This is a genomic window from Sphingomonas sp. ABOLG (genome assembly GCF_003950435.1).
GTDB lineage: Bacteria > Pseudomonadota > Alphaproteobacteria > Sphingomonadales > Sphingomonadaceae > Sphingomonas > Sphingomonas panaciterrae.
On record NZ_QQWW01000012.1, the window covers coordinates 13,604 to 31,037 of the forward strand.

The following is a 17,434-nucleotide window of genomic DNA, read 5'->3' on the forward strand; positions in this document are numbered from 1 at the left end:
TGAGCGGGCTCAGCCCGCCGCTTGGTCACGCCGCGCAAAGGGGTCCTCGCGCAGCGATCGCCCCGCCGTTTCGGGCATGAAGCGCAGCGCGACAAGCCCCACGACGCACGCCAGCATCATGTAATAGGCCGGCATCATCGGATCGCCCGTCAGGCTGATCAGCCCGCTGCCGACCATCGGCGCCGTCCCGCCAAAGATCGAGGTCGAGATATTATAGGCGATGGCAAAGCCGGCAAAGCGCACCGCGGTCGGGAACATCGCCGGGAAGGTGGCGGAGATCGTCGCCAGCTGCGGCACGTACAGCAGCCCCAGCACGATGAACCCGACGATCGCGCCGGCAAATCCGGTGCCGATCAGCATGTAGAGCGGCACCACCATCACCAGCAGGCCGATCAGCGACCAGCGCCACATCACCCGCCGCCCGATCCGGTCGGACAGCGCGCCGGCAAAGGGGATGAAGACCATCATGAACAGCATGCCGATGATCGGCACCAGCAGCGCCTCGTCGCTGCTGAGGCCGATGCGCCGCTGCAGATAGGTCGGCATGTAGCTGAGCAGGGTATAATTGACGACGTTGAGCGCGATCACCAGCCCGCCGACCACCAGCAACGGCCGCCAATGCTCGCGCACCAGCGTCGCGATGCCGGGCGGCCGCCGTTCCTCCATCGCCGCCATTTCCTCGCGGAAGATCGGCGTGTCCTGCATCTTCGATCGGACATACATGCCGATCAGCCCGATCGGCCCGGCGATCAGGAACGGGATGCGCCAGCCCCAGCCCTGCATCTGTTCGTCGCCCAGCCACAGCGAAAAGCCGAGCATCAGCGCCGCGCCGCAGGAAAAGCCGGCCAGCGTGCCGAATTCCAGGAAGCTGCCGAAAAAGCCGCGCCGGTCGTCGGGGGCATATTCGGCCATGAAGGTCGCCGCCCCGCCATATTCGCCACCGGTGGAAAATCCCTGCACCAGCCTGAGCGCAATCAGCAGCGTCGGCGCCCAGACGCCGATCGCCGAATAATCGGGGATCAGCCCGACGGCAAAGGTCGCGCCGGCCATCATCAGGATGGTCATCGCCAGCACCGACTTGCGCCCGATCCGGTCGCCGAGCGGCCCCCAGAACAGCCCGCCGAGCGGCCGGACCAGGAAGGAAATGGCAAAGGTGGCGAGCGCGAACAGCACCGCCTCCTCGGTCTCGCCGGGGAACAGGGCGGCCGAGATGAAGGTCAGGCCGTAGGCGTAAATGCCATAGTCGAACCATTCGACCGCATTGCCCAGCGCCGACGCGCCGACCGCGCGCTTCAGTTCCGAACGGTCGCCACCCTGATGGGGCGGCGCGGCGGTATCGGCCGTCACGTGCGTGTCCATGGTTCACCTGTTGTATTGTCGTGGGGCGCAGGCTCGGGGCCTGCAGGGTCGAGCAGCGCGGCGACCGGCGTGGTGCGCGGCAGGATCTGGAAATCCTGCTGCTCGGGCGCGGGCACCGGCGCGCTGATCGCGAGACGGCACAGGCCAAAGGCGAGCGTTCCCGCCGCGGCTAGCCCGATGAAGCCGAACAGGCCGCCCGTCCCCGCCTGGCTCATCGCCGTCGCCGCGCCCATCGGGCCCAGTGCCGCGCCCGCCGAATACAGCAGCACCAGCTGGCCGCTCGCGGCGACCCGCTCGTGCGACGCCAGCCGGTCGTTCACATAGGCGACGCACAAGGGGTAGAGCGCAAAGGCGAGGCCACCGAACGCCGCGCCCAGCACGAACAGCAGGATGCCGCCCGGCGCCGTGGCCAGCGCCAGGCTCACCAGCAGGGTCGCGGCAAAGCAGCCGATGATGACGAGCCGCCGGTCGAACCGATCGGACAATCGCCCCAGCGGCCATTGCAGCGCCACGCCGCCCAGGATCACGATGGTCATGAAGCTGGCGGTGCCCTTCAGGTCCAGCCCGACGCGCCCGGCATAGATGGCGGCGAGGCCGTAAAAGGCGCCCAGCATCAGCCCGGTGATGCCGGCGCCGACCACGCCCAGCGGGGAGGCGGCGAACAGCCGGCGCAGCGGCTGTGAGGCGGCATCCTCCAGCACGGGCGCATGGGTGCGCGTCAGGCAGACCGGGATGATCGCCAGCGTGATCAGGATCGACGCCAGCTCGAATGGCACCTGCGGCGCGGTATTGCCTGACCTGAGCAGCAGCTGCCCCAGCGCCTGCCCGGAATAGAGCGCCACCATATAGGAGGCGAGCACCGACCCGCGCGTCGTGCTGTCGGCGCGGTCGTTCAGCCAGCTTTCAATGCAGATGAAGACGCCCGCCACGCAGACGCCGTCGACCAGCCGCAACATGGCCCACAGCGCGGGCTGCTGGACCAGGGCATAGGTCAGCGTGCTGACCGACAGCAGCGCCACGAAAGTGGCGAAGGCGCGGATATGCCCGACGCGCCGGACGATCGCGCCGGCGCGCAGCGCGCCGATCACCAGTCCGCCGAAATAGGCGGTGGCGACAAGGCCGATGACCATCGTGCTACTGCCGCCGCGTTCCAGCCGGAGCGCGATCAGCGTCGACAGGAAGCCGCTGCCCGCCATCATCATGAAGATGGCGGCGAGCAGGCTTCGCACGGGCAGAATGGTCGCCAGCATCGGTGTCATGCCCGCCGCGTCACGCGGCGCGGCGGTCCTCGCTGATGGACGCCTCGCGCTCGATCAGCGCATGGTGCAGCGCGCGCACCGCGGCGTCGAAATCACCGCAATCGACGACGAACTGGACGTCGACGTTGCGGATCTGGTGCTGCATCGCCAGCATCGTCACGCCCGCCTCGCCCAGCGCGGCGAGCGCGTCCGGGACCAGCCCGGGGCGCGAGATGTCGCTGCCGATCGCGGCAACCATCGCCACCGGATGCGCGGAGACCGCGGCGTCGGGATACATCGCCTGCAATTCGGCGATCGCGCCCGCCACCGCCTCGGCGCTGGCGTTCAGATAATGGGTGATCGTATTGGCGTTGGACGCCTTGCTCACGATCCACAGACGATGGCGCGCGAGCAGGTCGAGGATCGCGGTGTCATAGCCCTTCACCCCGACCATATCCTGTTCGAAGAACTGCAGCGCCTGCAGCTGGCGGATGCCCGTGACGATCTCGATCCGTGGCTTTTCCGACATATAGTCGCCGGTGACGAGCGTGCCGCCGTCCTCGCGGTCGAACGTGTTGCGCACGCGCAGCGGAATGCCGCTCTGGCGCAGCCCGCGCCCCGCGCCGGGGTGGATCGCCTCCATGCCGAGGTTGGCGAGCTGGTCGGCGACGTCGTAGTTCGTCCGCCCGATCTTGCGCGCCTTGTCGACGCCGACCAGCCGGGGGTCGGCGCTCGACAGGTGGAATTCCTTGTGGATGATCGCCTCGCGCGCGCCGGTCAGCACCGCCAGCCGCGAAAAGGTCATCTCGGTATAGCCGCGGGCATAGCGCGACACCATGCCGCCCTCGCACCCGGCATAGCCGGTGACGATCGGCAGCACGCGGGAAAGGTCGATCGCCGCAAAGGCGTCGCCGATCCTCTGGTCCAGGCTGCGCAGGTCGTCCTGGTCCCATAGCGTCAGGTCCACGAACTGCGCATTCACGTCGCGGTCGCGCAGCAGCAGCGCGGTGCTGTGCGCGCTATGCGCCTCGCCGATCCCGGCCAGCAGCTCGCGCACCGTCACCAGCTGCTCCTTGACGCAGAAGCGGCCATGGCTGCGCAGCCGCGCCAGGTCTTCCAGGCAGGCGCCCACCGATGCGATCCGCCGGTCGACAAAGGCGTCGGCCTCGGCCCGGCTCTCGGCGCGCGCGAACATCGCGGCATTGCGCTCGCGCATCGCCGCCTGCACCCGCGCCATCGCCTCGCGCCAGCCATTGGCATCGTCGTCCGCGACGAACCGGCCATAGACGCCCGGCTCGCCGGTCTTCTTGTTCTCCAGCAGCAGGTCGGTCATCCCGCCATAGGCCGATACGACGAAGATCCGCTGGTAGAGGTCCGCGCCCGAGCGGCCGGCGATCAGGACATTGTCGAACAGCGTCGCCGTCGCCGCCATCGACGTGCCGCCGATCTTCTCCACGCTGTGGCCAGCGCTCATGCCGGCACCATTTCTGCCAGCGGCTCGGACAGGGGCCCGCGCTCGACGGCCAGCGGCTCGGCCTTGCCGCGATGCGCCAGGAACCAGGGGCGCGGCTTCTCGACCCCGAACGGCTTCTCCAGCTGGTTGCTCACCGCATTATAGACCAGGAACGCATTGGCCCGCGGGAAGGGCGTGATGTTGCCGTTCGACCCGTGCATCAGGTTGCAGTCGAACAGGATCACCGTGCCCGGCTTCCCGGTCGGCGCGACGATGCCGTGCCGCTGCGCCATTTCGGCGAGGCTCTGCTCGTCCGGCACGCCATATTCCTGCTTCTTGAGCGAGCTGAGATAATGGTCCTCCGGCGTCTCCCCGACGCACGTCAGGAACGTGCGGTGCGATCCCGGGATCACCATCAGCGGGCCGTTGTGCGGCGTGTTCTCGGCCAGCAGGATCGACATCGACAAGGCGCGCATCCGCGGCATCCCGTCCTCGACATGCCAGGTCTCGAAATCGCTGTGCCAGTAGAATTCGCGCCCCTTGAACCCCGGCTTGTAGTTCAGCCGCGACTGGTGGATGTACACCTCGTCGCCGAGCAGGAACCGCGCGACATCCGCCAGCCGCGCATCGCGCGCCAGCCGCGCCATCACCGCGCTTTGCTGGTGGATCTCGAAGATCGACCGGATCTCGTCGCTCTGCGGCTCGGTGACGATCGTCTCGCGGTCGAGCGCGGCCGGATTGCCGAGCAGCTCGCCCGCCGCGCGCTGGAGAAAGTCGACCTCCTCGGCCGAGAACAAATCCTCGAGCACGAGATAGCCGTCGCGTTCGAACTGTACCGCCTGCGCCGCGCTGACCGGCGCGACGGGGCTCCAGGTGCTGCGAACGACGGGGTCCTGCCGCGGCCGCATTTCGGCCTCCGCGGCAAAGCGAGAGGGGTAGAGGTCCTGCATCAGGCGTCTCCCTTTTATTGGTTCATGTCATGGGGGCGAGGGCGCGCACGCCGGGGATCACCCGGTCGCAGCCACCGGCGCCCGCGCGTCGACATCGGCCGGATAGGCGCCCGTCTCGTCATGCACTTCATTGCCGGTCACCGGCGGGTTGAAGGTGCAGGCGGTGACGAGGTCGGTCTCCGGCCGCACGATATGCCGGTCATTGTTGTTCAGCGCGTACATCACGCCCGGCTCCAGCCGGTGGATCTCGCCCGTGCCCAGGTCCTCGATCGTGCCCGTGCCCTTCAGCACCAGCACCGCCTCCAGGTGGTTCTGGTAATGCATCTTCAGCTCGCTGCCGGCGAACATGGTGGTGACATGGAAGGAAAAGCCCATGCCATCGTCCTTCAGCAGCAGCCGGGCGCTGACCCAGCCGTCCGATTCCACGTTGCGGTCCGATGCGCGAATGTCGTCGAGTGTGCGAACGATCATGAATGATCTCCTTTGTTTCTTTGGGTTATTCCGCCGCGATGGCGTGGTCGGCGCGCATGGCCTCGCCCAGCCGCCCCTCCAGCATGTCGAGCCCGTGGCTCAGCACGGCGTCGTCGATCACCAGCGGCGCCAGCACCTTGATGACCTCGTCGTGCGCGCCGCTCGTCTCGATGATGAGCCCGGCGTCGAAACAGGCCGCGGTCACCTGGCTGGCGAGCTCGCCCGACCCGACGTTGATGCCGCGCATCATGCCGCGCCCGCGCGTCTCGAAACCATAACGGTCGGCCATGCGCTGCAACCGGCTGGCGAGCAGGTCGCCGCGCCGCTGCACGTCACCGGCGAAGCGGTCGTCCTGCCAGAAATGGCGCAGCGCCGCGGTGGCGGTGACGAAGGCGTGGTTGTTGCCGCGGAACGTGCCATTGTGCTCGCCCGGCAGCCACTGGTCGAGCTCGGGACGAAGCAGTGTCAGCGCGAACGGCAGCCCCATGCCCGACAGCGATTTCGCCAGCGTGACGATGTCGGGCGTGAAGCCCATGTCCTCGAAGCTGAAGAAGCTTCCCGTCCGCCCGCAGCCGGCCTGGATGTCGTCGACGATCAGCAGCGCGCCGTGCGCCCTGGCGATCCCCGCGATCCGCCGCAGCCATTCGGGCGACGCGGCGTTCAGCCCGCCTTCGCCCTGCACCGTCTCGACCAGGATCGCGGCCGGCGCGTCGAGCCCGCTCGACGGGTCGGACAGCCGCTGTTCCAGCAGGTCCGCGGTGTCGACGTCGGGCCCGTAATAGCCGTCATAGGGCTCGTGCGCGACATGGGAAAGCGGCACGCCCGCGCCGCCCCGCTTGGTGGCATTGCCGGTGCACGCCAGCGCGCCCAGCGTCATGCCGTGGAAACCGTTGGTGAAGGCGATCACCATCTGCCGCCCGGTCACCTTGCGCGCCAGCTTGATCGCCGCCTCCACCGCGTTCGTCCCGGTCGGCCCGGTGAACATCACGCGATGGTCCATCCCGCGCGGCTTCAGGATCACGCGCTCGAACGTGTCGAGGAAATCGTGCTTGGCGTCGGTGTGCAGGTCGAGGCCATGGGCGATCCCGTCGGCCGTGACATAATCGAGCAGCGCCTGTTTCAGGATCGGGTGATTGTGCCCGTAATTCAGCGTCGAACAGCCCGACAGGAAATCGAGGTACCGCCCGCCCTGGTCGTCGTGCATCCACACGCCCTCGGCGCGGTTGAACTGGCGCGGCATCGCGCGGGCGTAGCTGCGCACGGCGGATTCGCGGCGCTCATACAGGCGAGTGTCCGGGCGGATGCCGGACGGCTGTGGTGTCGTGAACAAGGTCTTATCCCCTCTGTTCTGTCAGATTGTGGTGGTCGATCGGCCCGATCCGGGCGAGGAACTCGGTCGCGTGCGCGCCGGCGAAATGCGTCTCGCGGTCGAACATCGTCCGCCGCTCCAGCGTCGCGGACCAGGTCCGCGCCAGCCGCTGGAACAGCCCCCAGGACGCTTCATTGTCCGCGGTGATGGTGGTGATCAGATGCGTCACGCCCTGCTGTGCGGGCTGCTGCATCAAATGGTTGATCATCCGGCTGGCCAGCTGCCTGCCCCGGCCCTCGGGCGCGACGGCAACCTGCCACACGAAAAACGCGGTCGGGTCGGACGGCGGGCGATAGCCGGAGACCCAGCCGATCATCCGCCCCGCCTCCTCGGCGATCACTTCCTCGGCAATAACGCAATGGTCCGCGAAATGCTCGCACTGCAGCAGGTTGCAATAGGGCGAGTTGCGATCGAGCGGCGGGCAGGCCGCGATCAGTGCGGTGACGGCAGGGCCGTCGGTGGCTTGGGGACGGCGCAGGCGCAGCGTGGCTGCGGCGCCGCCATGATGGTCGTTGGCGGTCGAAGGCGTCGCCTTTTCGACCGTTTCGCTCTCAAGAATGTTTCACTCCATGAAGTTATAAGCGCACGGCAGTGCGGCGCTGCTCGCTAAAAACCTAAGCCCCTTTGGCGCAAGCACAACCCCGTTCAGCAAAATATATTTCATCGGGTGAAACATATCGCAATGAATATCGTGAAAAATGCCGCTTGCAGCGCGCGCGCCGGGCGCTACGCGGCGACATGGATTCGCCGATCGCCAGCGCCACCTTGAGAGCGTTGCGCCGCGTGCTTCGCGCGGCGGAAGGGGGCACGCGAAAGCTGGCCACCACCACCGGGCTCACGCCCTCGCAATTGCTCGTCCTGCGGGAAATCGACGCCGGCGAGGGGGTGACCCCGGGCAAGATCGCGCAGACGCTTCAGTTCAGCCACGCCGCGATCACCGCGATCGTCGACCGGCTGGTGACGCTCGGGCTGGTGACGCGCGCGCGCAGCGAGGAGGACAAGCGGCGGATGCTGCTCGCCGTTACGGGCAAGGGGCATGACTGCCTCGCCAGCGCGCCCGACATGCTGCAGGAGGTGTTCACGGCGCGCTTCACGGCGCTGCCGTCATGGGAACAGGCGATGATCCTCGCCGGGGTCGAACGGCTTGCCGATCTCCTCGGCGGCGGCGATCCCGACGCCGCGCCGCTGCTCGACGCCGGCGCGATCGACCGGCCCTGAGCGCAGGTGGGGCGGGGCGGGGGGCCCAAGCCGCCGCCTGCCGCCCGCCACCCGCCGTCCGCCCGCCGCCTGTCGTCCCGCCTCCTATCCGATCGGCATCCCCGGCGGCACCGGCACATCATTGCCCGTGTCGCGCAGCGCCGCCGCCAGCGCCTCGCGGTCACTGATCAGCCGCGCGGTCGACAGCGCCCAGGCGCGATCCTCGGCGCTGGCAAAGCGGCGCTTGCCCTGCGCGCCCGCCCAATCGGCCAGCGCCTGGTCGATCACCGCCGACGCCTCGCTGCCGGTCGCCGGCGCCGCCGCGGCGCGCGCCATGTTCAGGATGATGCGCGTGCCGATCGCGCGCCGCACCGCGCCCAGCCGCGCGCTCGCCGCCGGCGCATCGGCCAGCGCCAGCAACCGCCGCGCCACCTCGCCCGCGCCGGGCACCGCGGCGTCGCGGCGATGCTGGTCGGTCAGCCGCGCCAGCCGCTCTGGCGCGAGCAGCGCGGCAAGGCTCACTTCCGCCGCGATCTCGGCCGCGACCAGCGGATCGAACACCGCGCTGCCGGCCGTGCGCATCACCTCGATATCGGTCTGGCGGTCACGATCGCCCGACCAGCCGGCCGACAGCGGCGCGATCAGCGGCTCGGGCACGTCGAGCGCGGCAGGATCAAGCGTCGCGAGCAGCACGTCCAGCGCGCGCTGCTGCGCCGCGGCATCGACGGGCGTCGCCGCCGCCGGATCACCCGCGCCCCCCGCCACGGCATAGGTCGACGTCGCGCCGCCCAGCAGCTTGCCCGCCGCTTCCACCTGGTAGCGGTGGAGCAGCCAGATCGGCACGAACTTGCGCCGCAGCGCCGCGACCGGCTCGCCCGCCGCCAGCGCGCGCGGGCCGAAGCGCGCGATCGCGGCGGCGCGCACCGCCATCATCCGCTCCAGCTCGGCGACCGGGTCCGCGCCGTCGTCCCACAGGCTGCCCCATGGCTGCGACGCGGACACGACGCGCGAATTCTCGTCGGACACGAACCGCAGGCCCTTGGCTTCCGCCGCCGCCGCCTTGGCCTGCGCCGCCGCGTCGGGATTGCCGCCCGCGGGGTCGCCGTACAGCCAGTCGATCGCATGATGGTCCCATGCGCCCAGCCCGACGCCATAGGCATCGCTCAGGTCCGGCGCACCATCGACCAGCCCGATGCGCGGCGCGGGATAATCCATCACCGATGCGCGATCCTGCGTGCTGCCGGCGAAATTGTGCTGCAGCCCCAGCGCATGGCCCACCTCATGCGCGGCGAGCTGCCGGATGCGCGCCAGCGCGACCTGCGCCGGGTCGTTCGGCCCGCCGGTCCCGGTCTTGTCCGCCCCGACCAGCCCCTCGTAGATCAGCATGTCCTGCCGCACGCGCAGCGACCCCAGCAGCACCGATCCCTTCAGGATCTCGCCGGTGCGCGGATCGGACACGGCATAGCCATAGGACCAGCCCCGCGTCGCGCGATTGACCCAGTTGACGACATTGTACCGCATGTCGAGCGGGTCGGCCCCGTCGGGCAGGATCTCGACGCGATAGGCATCGATATATCCCGCCGCCTCGAACGCCGCCTTCCACCACGATGCCCCTTCCAGCAACGCGGTGCGGATCGGCTCGGGCGCGGCATTGTCGATATAGAAGGTGATCGGCGTCTTCACGCGCGATCGCGGCGCGGCGGGATCGACCCGTTCCAGCCGGAAACGGTTGGACAGGTTCTGTACGATCTGCCCGCCCAGCGGCGCACCGAAATCAAGCACTTGCGTGGCGAAGCTGCCGCCGCGTGGGTCGAACGCGCGGGTGACATAGCCCGGCGTCGGCATCGCGACGAAGCTGTGTCGCACCACCATCGTCACTTGCCGCGGGTCGGGCGCGATGTTGCGCACCTCCGCGCCGGGCGTCTCGCTGGCATAGGTCTGCCGCGCCTCGAACTCGAGGTTCAGCGGAAAGGCCCGGACATTGTTGGTGTCGGCCGCGCTCAGCGCCTCGACCAGCTTCCAGCCCTTTTCGCCGCCGCTGTTGAGCTGCGCGGTGATCCCCTTGGTGTCGCGCGCCAGGAACGGCGCGATGTCGACCAGCAATGTGCCGTCGGCGGCATCGATCGCATCGCCCAGCCAAAGCGTGGAGGTGGCAAAGGCATCGCTCGCCGCTGCCTGCTCCGCGGCCGAGCCATTGGTGGCGCGGAACCGCGGGTTGGCGAGCTCGAACGCGATCTTCTTGCCCAGCCGCCGGATCACCAGCTCCTGCGCCGGCCCCGGCTGCGCGCGATCGAGCCCGATCGGGGCGGAGCCAAGCCCGGTGCGCAGCGCATTGATATACAGCAGCCGTGTCGCCACCCCGTCGCGCCCCGGCGCCGGCAGCGCCAGCAGGATGCGCCCGCCCTTGCGGTCGACATGCACCGGCAGCAACCCGTCCAGCCGCTCGGTCCCGCCGCGCGGATCGCCCGCCGGCAGGCGCTGGGTGGCGGGGCGATCCGCCGCGCTCGCCGCGACCGGCGCGACCATGGCAAACAGAACGCTGACGGCGATGGATGTACGGTTCATTTTTCCCCCTGGGCGGGCGTCGTGCCGGATGGAAGCGCCGGCGGCAAGGGTGCTGGCCGGCGCATCACACCCCGTGGCCAAATTGCGCCGGCAACAGGCCGCACCCCGGCCGCTCGCGCTGCGCCGGCAGCCGCCGCGCACCCGCCCAATCCGTCGACAGCGCGCGTCCGATTGCCTAGCCTCGCGCGCATGGTCACCCGCATCATCATGGCCGGCGGCACGGGCCTGGTCGGCGGCCTCCTCACCGCCCGCCTCCGCCGCCGCCCCGACGTCACGCTCGACAGCCTCGTGCGAAATCCCCGCCAGCCCGGCGAGCGCAAGGTGGATTTCGCCGCACTCGCCGCCCTCCCGACCGCCCCCGCCGACGTCGCGATCTGCTGCCTCGGCACCACCCGCCGCGCCGCTGGATCAGCCGCCGCCTTCCGCCGCGTCGACCATGATTATGTCCTCGCCTTCGCCCGCCTCGCCCGTGATGCGGGGGCGCATCATTTCATCATGGTCAGCTCGGTCGGCGCCGGCGGCCGCGGCCTGTATCTTGCCACCAAGGGCGCGGCCGAGGCGGGCGTTGCCGCGCTCGGCTTCGACCGCGTCGACATCCTTCGCCCCAGCCTGCTCCTCGGCCCACGTGCGGAGCGCCGCCCGGGGGAATGGTTGGCGCAGCGTATCGCCCCCTTGCTCGAACCGATGCTCGCCGGTCCCCTCGGCCGCTACGCCGCGCTCGACGCCGCGATCGTGGCGGCGGCGATCGACCGGCTGACGACCTGCACCGTCCCCGGCGTGTACCGCCACCACGTCCCCGACATTCGCCGCCTCGCCAGCTAAAGCGGTACCGCGCGGCCCCGGATACGCCTATGATCGCCCCGCCACGATCGGGTCGCACGCAGCAACGGCGGAAGGGACGACGCATGATCACCATCTGGGGCGGACAGATTTCGCGCTCGATCCGGGTCGTCTGGCTGCTGGAGGAAATGGGCCTGCCCTATGAGGTGCGGCAGGTCGACATGCTGTCCGAAGAACGCGACTCCCGGTTCCTGGCCCTCAACCCGGCCGACTATATCCCCGTGCTGCAGGACGGTCCGGTGACGATGGTCGAATCGATCGCGATCATGGAATATCTGCTCGCCCGCCACGGCCCGACGCCGCTCGCCCCCGCGCCGCATGACCCCGGCTTTCCCGCCTATCAGCAGTTCCTCCACCTCGGTGAGGCGGGGCTGGCGACGCTGATGATGCCCGCCATCGTCAGCCGCTTCATGGCCCCGCCGGCTGAGCGCGACAATTGGGCCGCGCGCTGGTGCCTGCAATCCTTCCGGAAACGCGTGACGCTGGTCGAGCGGCGGCTCGCTGAGGCGCCTTATCTGGCCGGGGACAGGTTCACCGCGGCAGATATTTCCGTGACATATGCCTTCATGCTCGGGCAGCGTCATTGCGGCCTCACGCTCAGCCCGGCGGCTAGGGATTACCTCGCGCGCACCACCGGCCGCGACGCCTATGGGCGCGCGCTGGAGCGTTCGCACGAGGGCGTTGCAACCAGCTAGAAACCTAGCGTGACCACCACGAAATCGGAATATTGCCCGACCGGCGGCAGCGCGCCGATCTCCACCGGGCCATAGACCGGAACGGTCTGCGCCGCGCCCGTGCCGGCACCCGTCACCGACCCGTCGATCGCGATCGTGTCGGTGCGCGCGGCATCACGGTACAGTCGATAGGGAACAAGGTTGCCGTCCGCATCCTGCATGCGTCGCTCGGTCCCCGCGGCATGGCGCCCGCCATCGAAACTGAGCGTCCAGCCGCGGTTCGGCGGGCACACCAGCTGCACCGATCCCGCCGCATCGATCTGGTCGCGAAAGCCCGCCAGCTCGCCAAAGTCGATGTCGCCGATCGTGCCGAGCGTGCATGCCTCGATCAACGTGGCGCGCACGCTCAGCGTCACGTCAATCCCTGAAAAATCGGGCGCGTTACGCTGGCAGATGCTTGTGCCGGTGGTAAGAATGCCGATCAACGTATTGTAGAAGAAGGCCGAATAGCTGCCCGGGGGCGCGGCCTGTCCGGGGGGTATTCGCCCGTAATACGTGAAGGTGCCGGATGTCCTGCCATTGGCGGCAATGGCCACGTTCGCCGTCAGCAGCGTGCTGCTGTCCCACAGCTCGTTTCCGGCACTGTCGACATAGACGTTGAAGTCCAGGAAGATGGGAGAGCTGCCGATCATCTTGGGCTGCTGCGGTGTTCCCGGGTAGCTTGGCGTGCCGATCGCGGCGCACAAGGTGAAGGCGACGGGGGTGGGGTCGAAGTTGGTGCAGGTCCAGTTGATCGTCCCCCGTGCCGTAAGGGCCGAGCCGAAATCGAGCGTCGGCTGATCGGCCTGGCAAAAGGCGTTGGCCTTCGCCTCCTGCGGGACGAGAAGGATCGCGAGGATAGCGCCGATGATCGCCAGCCACAGGCAGCGGCACGCCACAGGAGTCAGGCGCCGCTTCGCTGACCCTAGCGGCATGTGACCGGCCCGATCTCTACCTGCCGGCCCTCGGCGGGTTGATAATCGAACTGCGCGGTGCAGGTGCCGCCCCCGTCGATCTGCACGTCGAGCTCGTTTGTGCTGCCCAGTCCGGTGAGATACACCCGCCCGTCATAGCCGACGACCGTCGGCTCGCCGCCGCCCCGCACCGTGACGGTTGTGCCCACCGGCAGAACACGCCCCGCCGCATCGACGAGGACCACGACCGCGCTATTTTCGCGCGCCACGCCGAAATCGATCACCACCCCGCCAAGTGGCGCGGGCACCACCACCGCGTCGGTACGGGCCGGCCGCACATCCACCGGCAGCAGGGTGGGGTCGATCGATACGGTGTTGGGCTGCAGCGGATCAAGGTCTGTCACCAGCGCCGCGCCGCGCTTGTTCGTCCGCGTCACCAGCTTGGTATTCGACAACACCGGCGTGTTGGCTCCGGCTCCGGTGACCACGGCAAAGCTCGTGTCGATGCGCGGGGCGGCAGAAATGCCGTTCATGGCCACGATCGAGCCTTCGGCATAAGCGGTGGCGTGGACGTCGCCGCCATATTGCTCGATGCCCGCTTCCAGCGTGGCGAAGCGGGCAAGGTAGGCGACATTGGCGGCGCGATAGGTGTCGCTCGGCCCCGACAGCGCCTGGTTGCTGGTCACGGTCCAGCCGAACGATCCCCGCCTGACCCCCGGGGAGCGCCACGCCCGCGTCTGAAGCCGCGCGCCACGCTCTGTCCGCGAGACGGAGGCGGAGGCTGATCCGCTGCGCCCCAGCGGAAAGGTGATGCCGGCAAAGACGCCCCAGTCGCGACCGCTCCCGAAATCCTTGTACCCGTTGATCCAGATCGACGAGCGCCTGAACACGGGACGGAACAGCGACAGGCTCGCGATCCGCAGGTCATCATCCCCCAGCCGGGCATGGGTGTAGTTGAGGTTCACCCCGGTGCGCAGGATGGAGAAATTGGCGCCGAACCGCTCCACCCGCCGGGAAAATGACAGAAGCGCCGGGAGCGTCGGATCCGGTGCGACGACCAGGTCGGGCGAGCGATTGGTCAGTTGTTCGCGCGTCAGCGTCGCGCTGGCGATGTCCTGGTAGCGGCTGTCGGCATCCTCGATGCCACCGAACAGGTTGATCCCGGCCACCCGAGCCTGAACGTCGATCCGACGCCGGATGCCGATCCTGCCCTGGAAGCGGCTGACGGCGAGCCCGGCGGTAAGCGAGCCTCAGTCCCCCAGCCGGGTGATGCCCCCCAGGCTCGCATTCCACAGGTCGCGCGTACCCTCGACATGGCCGAGCACGGTCAGCCGGTCGGAAACGCCGTAAGCGACCGTGCCCGACGCGGCGAAATCCGGATAATAATCGAACGACCGTGTCCCGTAGTTTCGCCGCGGGAAACCCGCCTCGAGCGAGAAGCCGATCCGACCCTTCGGCAGGAGGCTGGGGACGAAGAACAGCGGTTTGGTAATTTTGGTCTCGCGGCCGCTGGCATCGGTCAGCACCACCGTCGCGGTTGCACCGCCGCCCAGATTGGGGAGTGACCGGAACTCGAACGGGCCACGCCCGACCTGCCCTGAAAAATAGCGCAGGCCGTTCAGGTACAAATCGACGCTCGAGGGGACAGCGGCGGAGGCGGTTAGGACCGGCAGCGCGGTGGCGACCAGATCGGGCCGCTCATTGTAGTTGCGGCGGATTTGCACGCCCGCCATCCGATAGGCGGTCGCGAGCTGCCCTCCATCGGCAATCGTATCGCCCACGGTCATCGCCAGCACGCGGCGCACGTCGACATAGCGCCATTGCGTGTCGAGCCGGACATGTTCGAAGCCGCCCTTGCTGGGCGGGCGCCAATTGGCGAAGCCGGTGGTCTGACCAACGCCGTACCGGCTGATGAAGCGGAAGTCGTATTGGCCCGTCGCATGGAGCCCCGCGCGCGAGCCATCGACGAAGAGATTATAGTTGAGGACCGCGCCGGTACTCGTCTCGACGCTGTCCGGATGGAGCGGTGGCTGAAGCGCGGACTCGTCGAGAACGACCGGAACCAGCGCCGTGTCACCCGCCTCGAACGACAGCGACTGCGTGGATTCGCGATACTGGACGTTGACACCCGGAAGGTCGGCCAGCTTCACCAACTGCTCGCCCGGCGGAATACCCAGGCGGCGCAGATCGAACCCCAGCAGTCGCAAACGCTCCGCCGTCATTGCCAGCGCTCCGTCCGGAAGGCGGGTCACCTGCCACAGGAACGGTGAGACCCTGCCGTTCACCCTCACCGCCAGAACAAGTTCGACGTCCTGCGTCGCCGGGGTCTCCTGTGCGGCGGCGGCACCGCCCGATACCACGATGAGACAGGTGGCAACGGCAACCTTGATCCCACAAAAGAACCGCTCACCGGGTGGCGATCGTGGTCGCTTGCCTGATCTCACGACCGCCGACTCCTGCGACCAGCGTCACATTGCTATCCGCAGTCGGAAGCACCGCCCCGGCGGGGGCGACCCAGCGCCGCGTGGCGCCGGGGAGAACATAGCCATTGAGGCCGCTCCCGAAACTGATCGGTGCCTGGGCGCCCTCGAGCCGCAGATTATCGATGCGGGCGTGACTGCGGCCGGAGTTGGTCGCCTCGATCACCAACTGCCCGCCCGAGCGATATGCCCGCCAGGCGAGTGCGGGCTGCGGATCACCGTCGCGGAAGAACGCCGGCAGGTCGTATCGCAATCGGACGTCCACCTCACCGCCGCCCGACGGCATCTGCCGGGCCGGCGGTGGAAGCTCGTCAATCCAGAGCCGGTAGCTCCTTTCACCCATGGAGACCGGGCCGGCGGTTCGCGCAATCCGGACGGTGTAGCTGGCGCCCGGCGGGATCGTCATCGCCGGGGGGCTCGCGACAACCTCGGTTGTGGGGGCGATCTGATCCTGGCCGTTCACCTGGGTCCAATCGAACACGCGGACTCGCAGGTTCATGGGACGAGGGCCACCATTCTGCACGCTGACGGCGGACGCCTGCGCCGGCGACGTCACCTCCACCGTCAGCGGCTGAACGCGAAGCGCGGTCTGCGCTGTCACCGGCGTCGCGCCAAGTGCAAGGAGCAGGGATGCCGATTGCAGGCGCATCGTCCATTCCTTCGCGCCGCAGCTTTGGGTGATCGTCGCCGATCTTCGATCCGTAATGTTACGCGTGCGAGAGCGCTGAGAAGCAGCAACAGCGCACTAGCGATAATGTCCGCTATCACTAGTGCGGTTGACCGGACGCGCGTCGTCGCGCACGGTCGACCGCAATGAACGCGTTGCTGCCATTTGCCGATGACGTGACCGGATCGGGCATCGTTGCGATCGACGCCGATGTGATCGATGCGGCGCGCCGCGCGATGAGCCCCAATTCGTGGCGCGCGCTGCGCGCCGACATTCGCGTGTTCGCCGGTTGGTGTGCCGCACGCGGACTAATGACATTGCCCGCCTTGCCTGCGACCGTCGCGACGTTCCTCGCCGATCAGGCCGATCACGGAAAGAAGGCGGCCACGCTGGCGCGCTATACGGCGTCGATCGCGCGGCTGCATGCGCTGGCCGACCAACCCGATCCCACCCGTACCGAGCGTGTGCGTCTTGAGCTGAAGGCGCAGCGACGCGCGCTGGGGGTGCGGCAGCGACAGGCGCGCGGGCTGCGTTTCCGCGGCGAGGTTGCCGATCCGCTGGCGGCCGCCGGGCCAGTCGGCGTCTGCGTCGAAGCGATGCTGGCGGCGACCGGCGACGATCTGCCGGGTCAGCGTAATCGCGCGCTGCTCAGCCTTGCGTTCGACACCGGCCTGCGACGCTCGGAGATCGTCGCGATCCGCTGGCCGCATGTGGAGCGCGGTGGCGCGGGCGGCGGCAGGTTGTTCGTGCCGCGCTCCAAGGCAGATCAGGAGGGGGCGGGCGCCTACGCTTATCTCTCCGCCAGGACGATGACCGCGCTGGGCGAGTGGCGCGCGGCATGTGGCGGGCGCAGCGACGGCGCGCTGTTTCGCCGCCTCCATCGGACGCGTGACAAGTCGGGCGCCGATATCTGGAGCGTCGGCGCCGCGCTCTCCGCGCAATCCGTGACTCTTATATATAGGGCGATGCTGGACGCGGCCCATGCGGCGGGGCTGCTGGGAATGATCGACAGCGCCGATTTCGACATCTGGCGCGCGAGCCTCACCGCGCACTCAACGCGCGTCGGGCTGACGCAGGACCTCTTCGCCAGCGGGCAGGACCTCGCCGGGATCATGCAGGCGCTGCGCTGGAAATCCCCCGCCCAGCCGGCGCGCTACGCTCAGGCGCTCGCCGTCGAGTCAAATGCCGCTGCCAAGGTGGTCGGCAAGTTATAGCCTG

At 68.7% G+C, this 17,434-nt stretch carries 16 protein-coding genes; 4 read left to right on the top strand and 12 right to left on the bottom strand.

Annotated elements, in window-relative coordinates; translation table 11 throughout:
- Positions 1-9: 9 nt before the first annotated feature.
- Genes CA236_RS13800 through ectA form a run of 7 tightly spaced genes read right to left on the bottom strand, consistent with a single transcriptional unit; the run spans position 10 to position 7,399 of the window.
- Positions 10-1,359: an MFS transporter gene (locus CA236_RS13800; RefSeq protein ID WP_125946020.1), complete on the bottom strand. Its 1,350-nt coding sequence runs from the start codon at positions 1,357-1,359 to the stop codon at positions 10-12.
- On the bottom strand, positions 1,344-2,609 hold the full coding sequence (locus tag CA236_RS13805; RefSeq protein ID WP_125946021.1) for an MFS transporter: 1,266 nt from the start codon (positions 2,607-2,609) through the stop codon (positions 1,344-1,346). Before CA236_RS13805 ends, CA236_RS13800 begins: the two co-directional genes overlap by 16 nt.
- A 19-nt stretch (positions 2,610-2,628) precedes the next feature.
- Positions 2,629-4,071 (bottom strand): aspartate kinase, encoded by a 1,443-nt coding sequence (locus CA236_RS13810; RefSeq protein ID WP_125946022.1) that lies wholly within the window; start codon positions 4,069-4,071, stop codon positions 2,629-2,631.
- Positions 4,068-5,000: an ectoine hydroxylase gene (thpD, locus tag CA236_RS13815; RefSeq protein WP_125946023.1), complete on the bottom strand. Its 933-nt coding sequence runs from the start codon at positions 4,998-5,000 to the stop codon at positions 4,068-4,070. The genes CA236_RS13810 and thpD overlap by 4 nt, the downstream gene beginning before the upstream one ends.
- A 57-nt stretch (positions 5,001-5,057) precedes the next feature.
- Complete coding sequence (locus CA236_RS13820; protein WP_125946024.1) at positions 5,058-5,471, bottom strand: ectoine synthase; 414 nt, start codon at positions 5,469-5,471, stop codon at positions 5,058-5,060.
- A 25-nt stretch (positions 5,472-5,496) separates the two neighbouring features.
- Positions 5,497-6,801 (bottom strand): diaminobutyrate--2-oxoglutarate transaminase, encoded by a 1,305-nt coding sequence (ectB, locus tag CA236_RS13825; RefSeq protein WP_125946025.1) that lies wholly within the window; start codon positions 6,799-6,801, stop codon positions 5,497-5,499.
- A gap of 4 nt (positions 6,802-6,805) precedes the next feature.
- Positions 6,806-7,399 (bottom strand): diaminobutyrate acetyltransferase, encoded by a 594-nt coding sequence (ectA, locus tag CA236_RS13830; protein WP_346962775.1) that lies wholly within the window; start codon positions 7,397-7,399, stop codon positions 6,806-6,808.
- 179 nt (positions 7,400-7,578) lie between these two features.
- Here ectA and CA236_RS13835 point away from each other — a divergent pair, with 179 nt between their 5' ends.
- A complete protein-coding gene (locus CA236_RS13835) occupies positions 7,579-8,058 on the top strand; it encodes a MarR family transcriptional regulator (protein ID WP_046407745.1) in 480 nt (159 codons plus the stop codon).
- A gap of 84 nt (positions 8,059-8,142) precedes the next feature.
- Here CA236_RS13835 and CA236_RS13840 read toward each other — a convergent pair whose 3' ends face one another.
- Positions 8,143-10,602: a zinc-dependent metalloprotease gene (locus CA236_RS13840; protein WP_241212665.1), complete on the bottom strand. Its 2,460-nt coding sequence runs from the start codon at positions 10,600-10,602 to the stop codon at positions 8,143-8,145.
- A 189-nt stretch (positions 10,603-10,791) separates the two neighbouring features.
- Between CA236_RS13840 and CA236_RS13845 the strand changes: the two genes are divergently transcribed.
- Positions 10,792-11,424, top strand: a complete 633-nt coding sequence (locus CA236_RS13845) for an NAD(P)H-binding protein (RefSeq protein WP_125946027.1) — start codon at positions 10,792-10,794, stop codon at positions 11,422-11,424.
- A gap of 83 nt (positions 11,425-11,507) precedes the next feature.
- A complete protein-coding gene (locus tag CA236_RS13850) occupies positions 11,508-12,137 on the top strand; it encodes a glutathione S-transferase family protein (protein ID WP_125946028.1) in 630 nt (209 codons plus the stop codon).
- Here CA236_RS13850 and CA236_RS13855 read toward each other — a convergent pair.
- From CA236_RS13855 to CA236_RS13870, 4 genes are all read right to left on the bottom strand, one after another.
- On the bottom strand, positions 12,134-13,090 hold the full coding sequence (locus CA236_RS13855; RefSeq protein WP_125946029.1) for a spore coat U domain-containing protein: 957 nt from the start codon (positions 13,088-13,090) through the stop codon (positions 12,134-12,136). The genes CA236_RS13850 and CA236_RS13855 overlap by 4 nt on opposite strands.
- Positions 13,081-14,238 carry a FimD/PapC C-terminal domain-containing protein gene (locus tag CA236_RS13860; RefSeq protein WP_125946030.1) on the bottom strand — a complete coding sequence of 386 codons (1,158 nt, stop codon included), beginning with the start codon at positions 14,236-14,238 and terminating at the stop codon, positions 13,081-13,083. Before CA236_RS13860 ends, CA236_RS13855 begins: the two co-directional genes overlap by 10 nt.
- Positions 14,239-14,319: 81 nt before the next feature.
- Positions 14,320-15,354: a fimbria/pilus outer membrane usher protein gene (locus CA236_RS13865; protein ID WP_164518945.1), complete on the bottom strand. Its 1,035-nt coding sequence runs from the start codon at positions 15,352-15,354 to the stop codon at positions 14,320-14,322.
- Positions 15,355-15,475: 121 nt separating this feature from the next.
- Entirely contained in the window at positions 15,476-16,198 is a 723-nt protein-coding gene (locus tag CA236_RS13870; protein WP_125946032.1) for a fimbria/pilus periplasmic chaperone, read from the bottom strand.
- Between the two features lie 164 nt (positions 16,199-16,362).
- On the opposite strand from CA236_RS13870, the gene CA236_RS13875 reads away from it, so the two are divergent.
- Positions 16,363-17,430, top strand: coding sequence for a tyrosine-type recombinase/integrase (locus CA236_RS13875; RefSeq protein WP_046407494.1), 1,068 nt, complete (start codon positions 16,363-16,365; stop codon positions 17,428-17,430).
- Positions 17,431-17,434 lie beyond the last annotated feature (4 nt).

Bases quoted from the DNA above. Each gene is read 5' to 3' on its own strand.
- CA236_RS13810 (WP_125946022.1), bottom strand. From the start codon at position 4,071: ATGAGCGCTGGCCACAGCGTGGAGAAGATCGGCGGCACGTCGATGGCG.
- CA236_RS13835 (WP_046407745.1), top strand. From the start codon at position 7,579: ATGGATTCGCCGATCGCCAGCGCCACCTTGAGAGCGTTGCGCCGCGTG.
- thpD (WP_125946023.1), bottom strand. From the start codon at position 5,000: ATGCAGGACCTCTACCCCTCTCGCTTTGCCGCGGAGGCCGAAATGCGG.
- CA236_RS13840 (WP_241212665.1), bottom strand. From the start codon at position 10,602: ATGAACCGTACATCCATCGCCGTCAGCGTTCTGTTTGCCATGGTCGCG.
- CA236_RS13845 (WP_125946027.1), top strand. From the start codon at position 10,792: ATGGTCACCCGCATCATCATGGCCGGCGGCACGGGCCTGGTCGGCGGC.
- CA236_RS13875 (WP_046407494.1), top strand. From the start codon at position 16,363: ATGAACGCGTTGCTGCCATTTGCCGATGACGTGACCGGATCGGGCATC.
- CA236_RS13805 (WP_125946021.1), bottom strand. From the start codon at position 2,609: ATGCTGGCGACCATTCTGCCCGTGCGAAGCCTGCTCGCCGCCATCTTC.
- CA236_RS13800 (WP_125946020.1), bottom strand. From the start codon at position 1,359: ATGGACACGCACGTGACGGCCGATACCGCCGCGCCGCCCCATCAGGGT.
- CA236_RS13850 (WP_125946028.1), top strand. From the start codon at position 11,508: ATGATCACCATCTGGGGCGGACAGATTTCGCGCTCGATCCGGGTCGTC.
- CA236_RS13820 (WP_125946024.1), bottom strand. From the start codon at position 5,471: ATGATCGTTCGCACACTCGACGACATTCGCGCATCGGACCGCAACGTG.
- CA236_RS13855 (WP_125946029.1), bottom strand. From the start codon at position 13,090: ATGCCGCTAGGGTCAGCGAAGCGGCGCCTGACTCCTGTGGCGTGCCGC.
- CA236_RS13870 (WP_125946032.1), bottom strand. From the start codon at position 16,198: ATGCGCCTGCAATCGGCATCCCTGCTCCTTGCACTTGGCGCGACGCCG.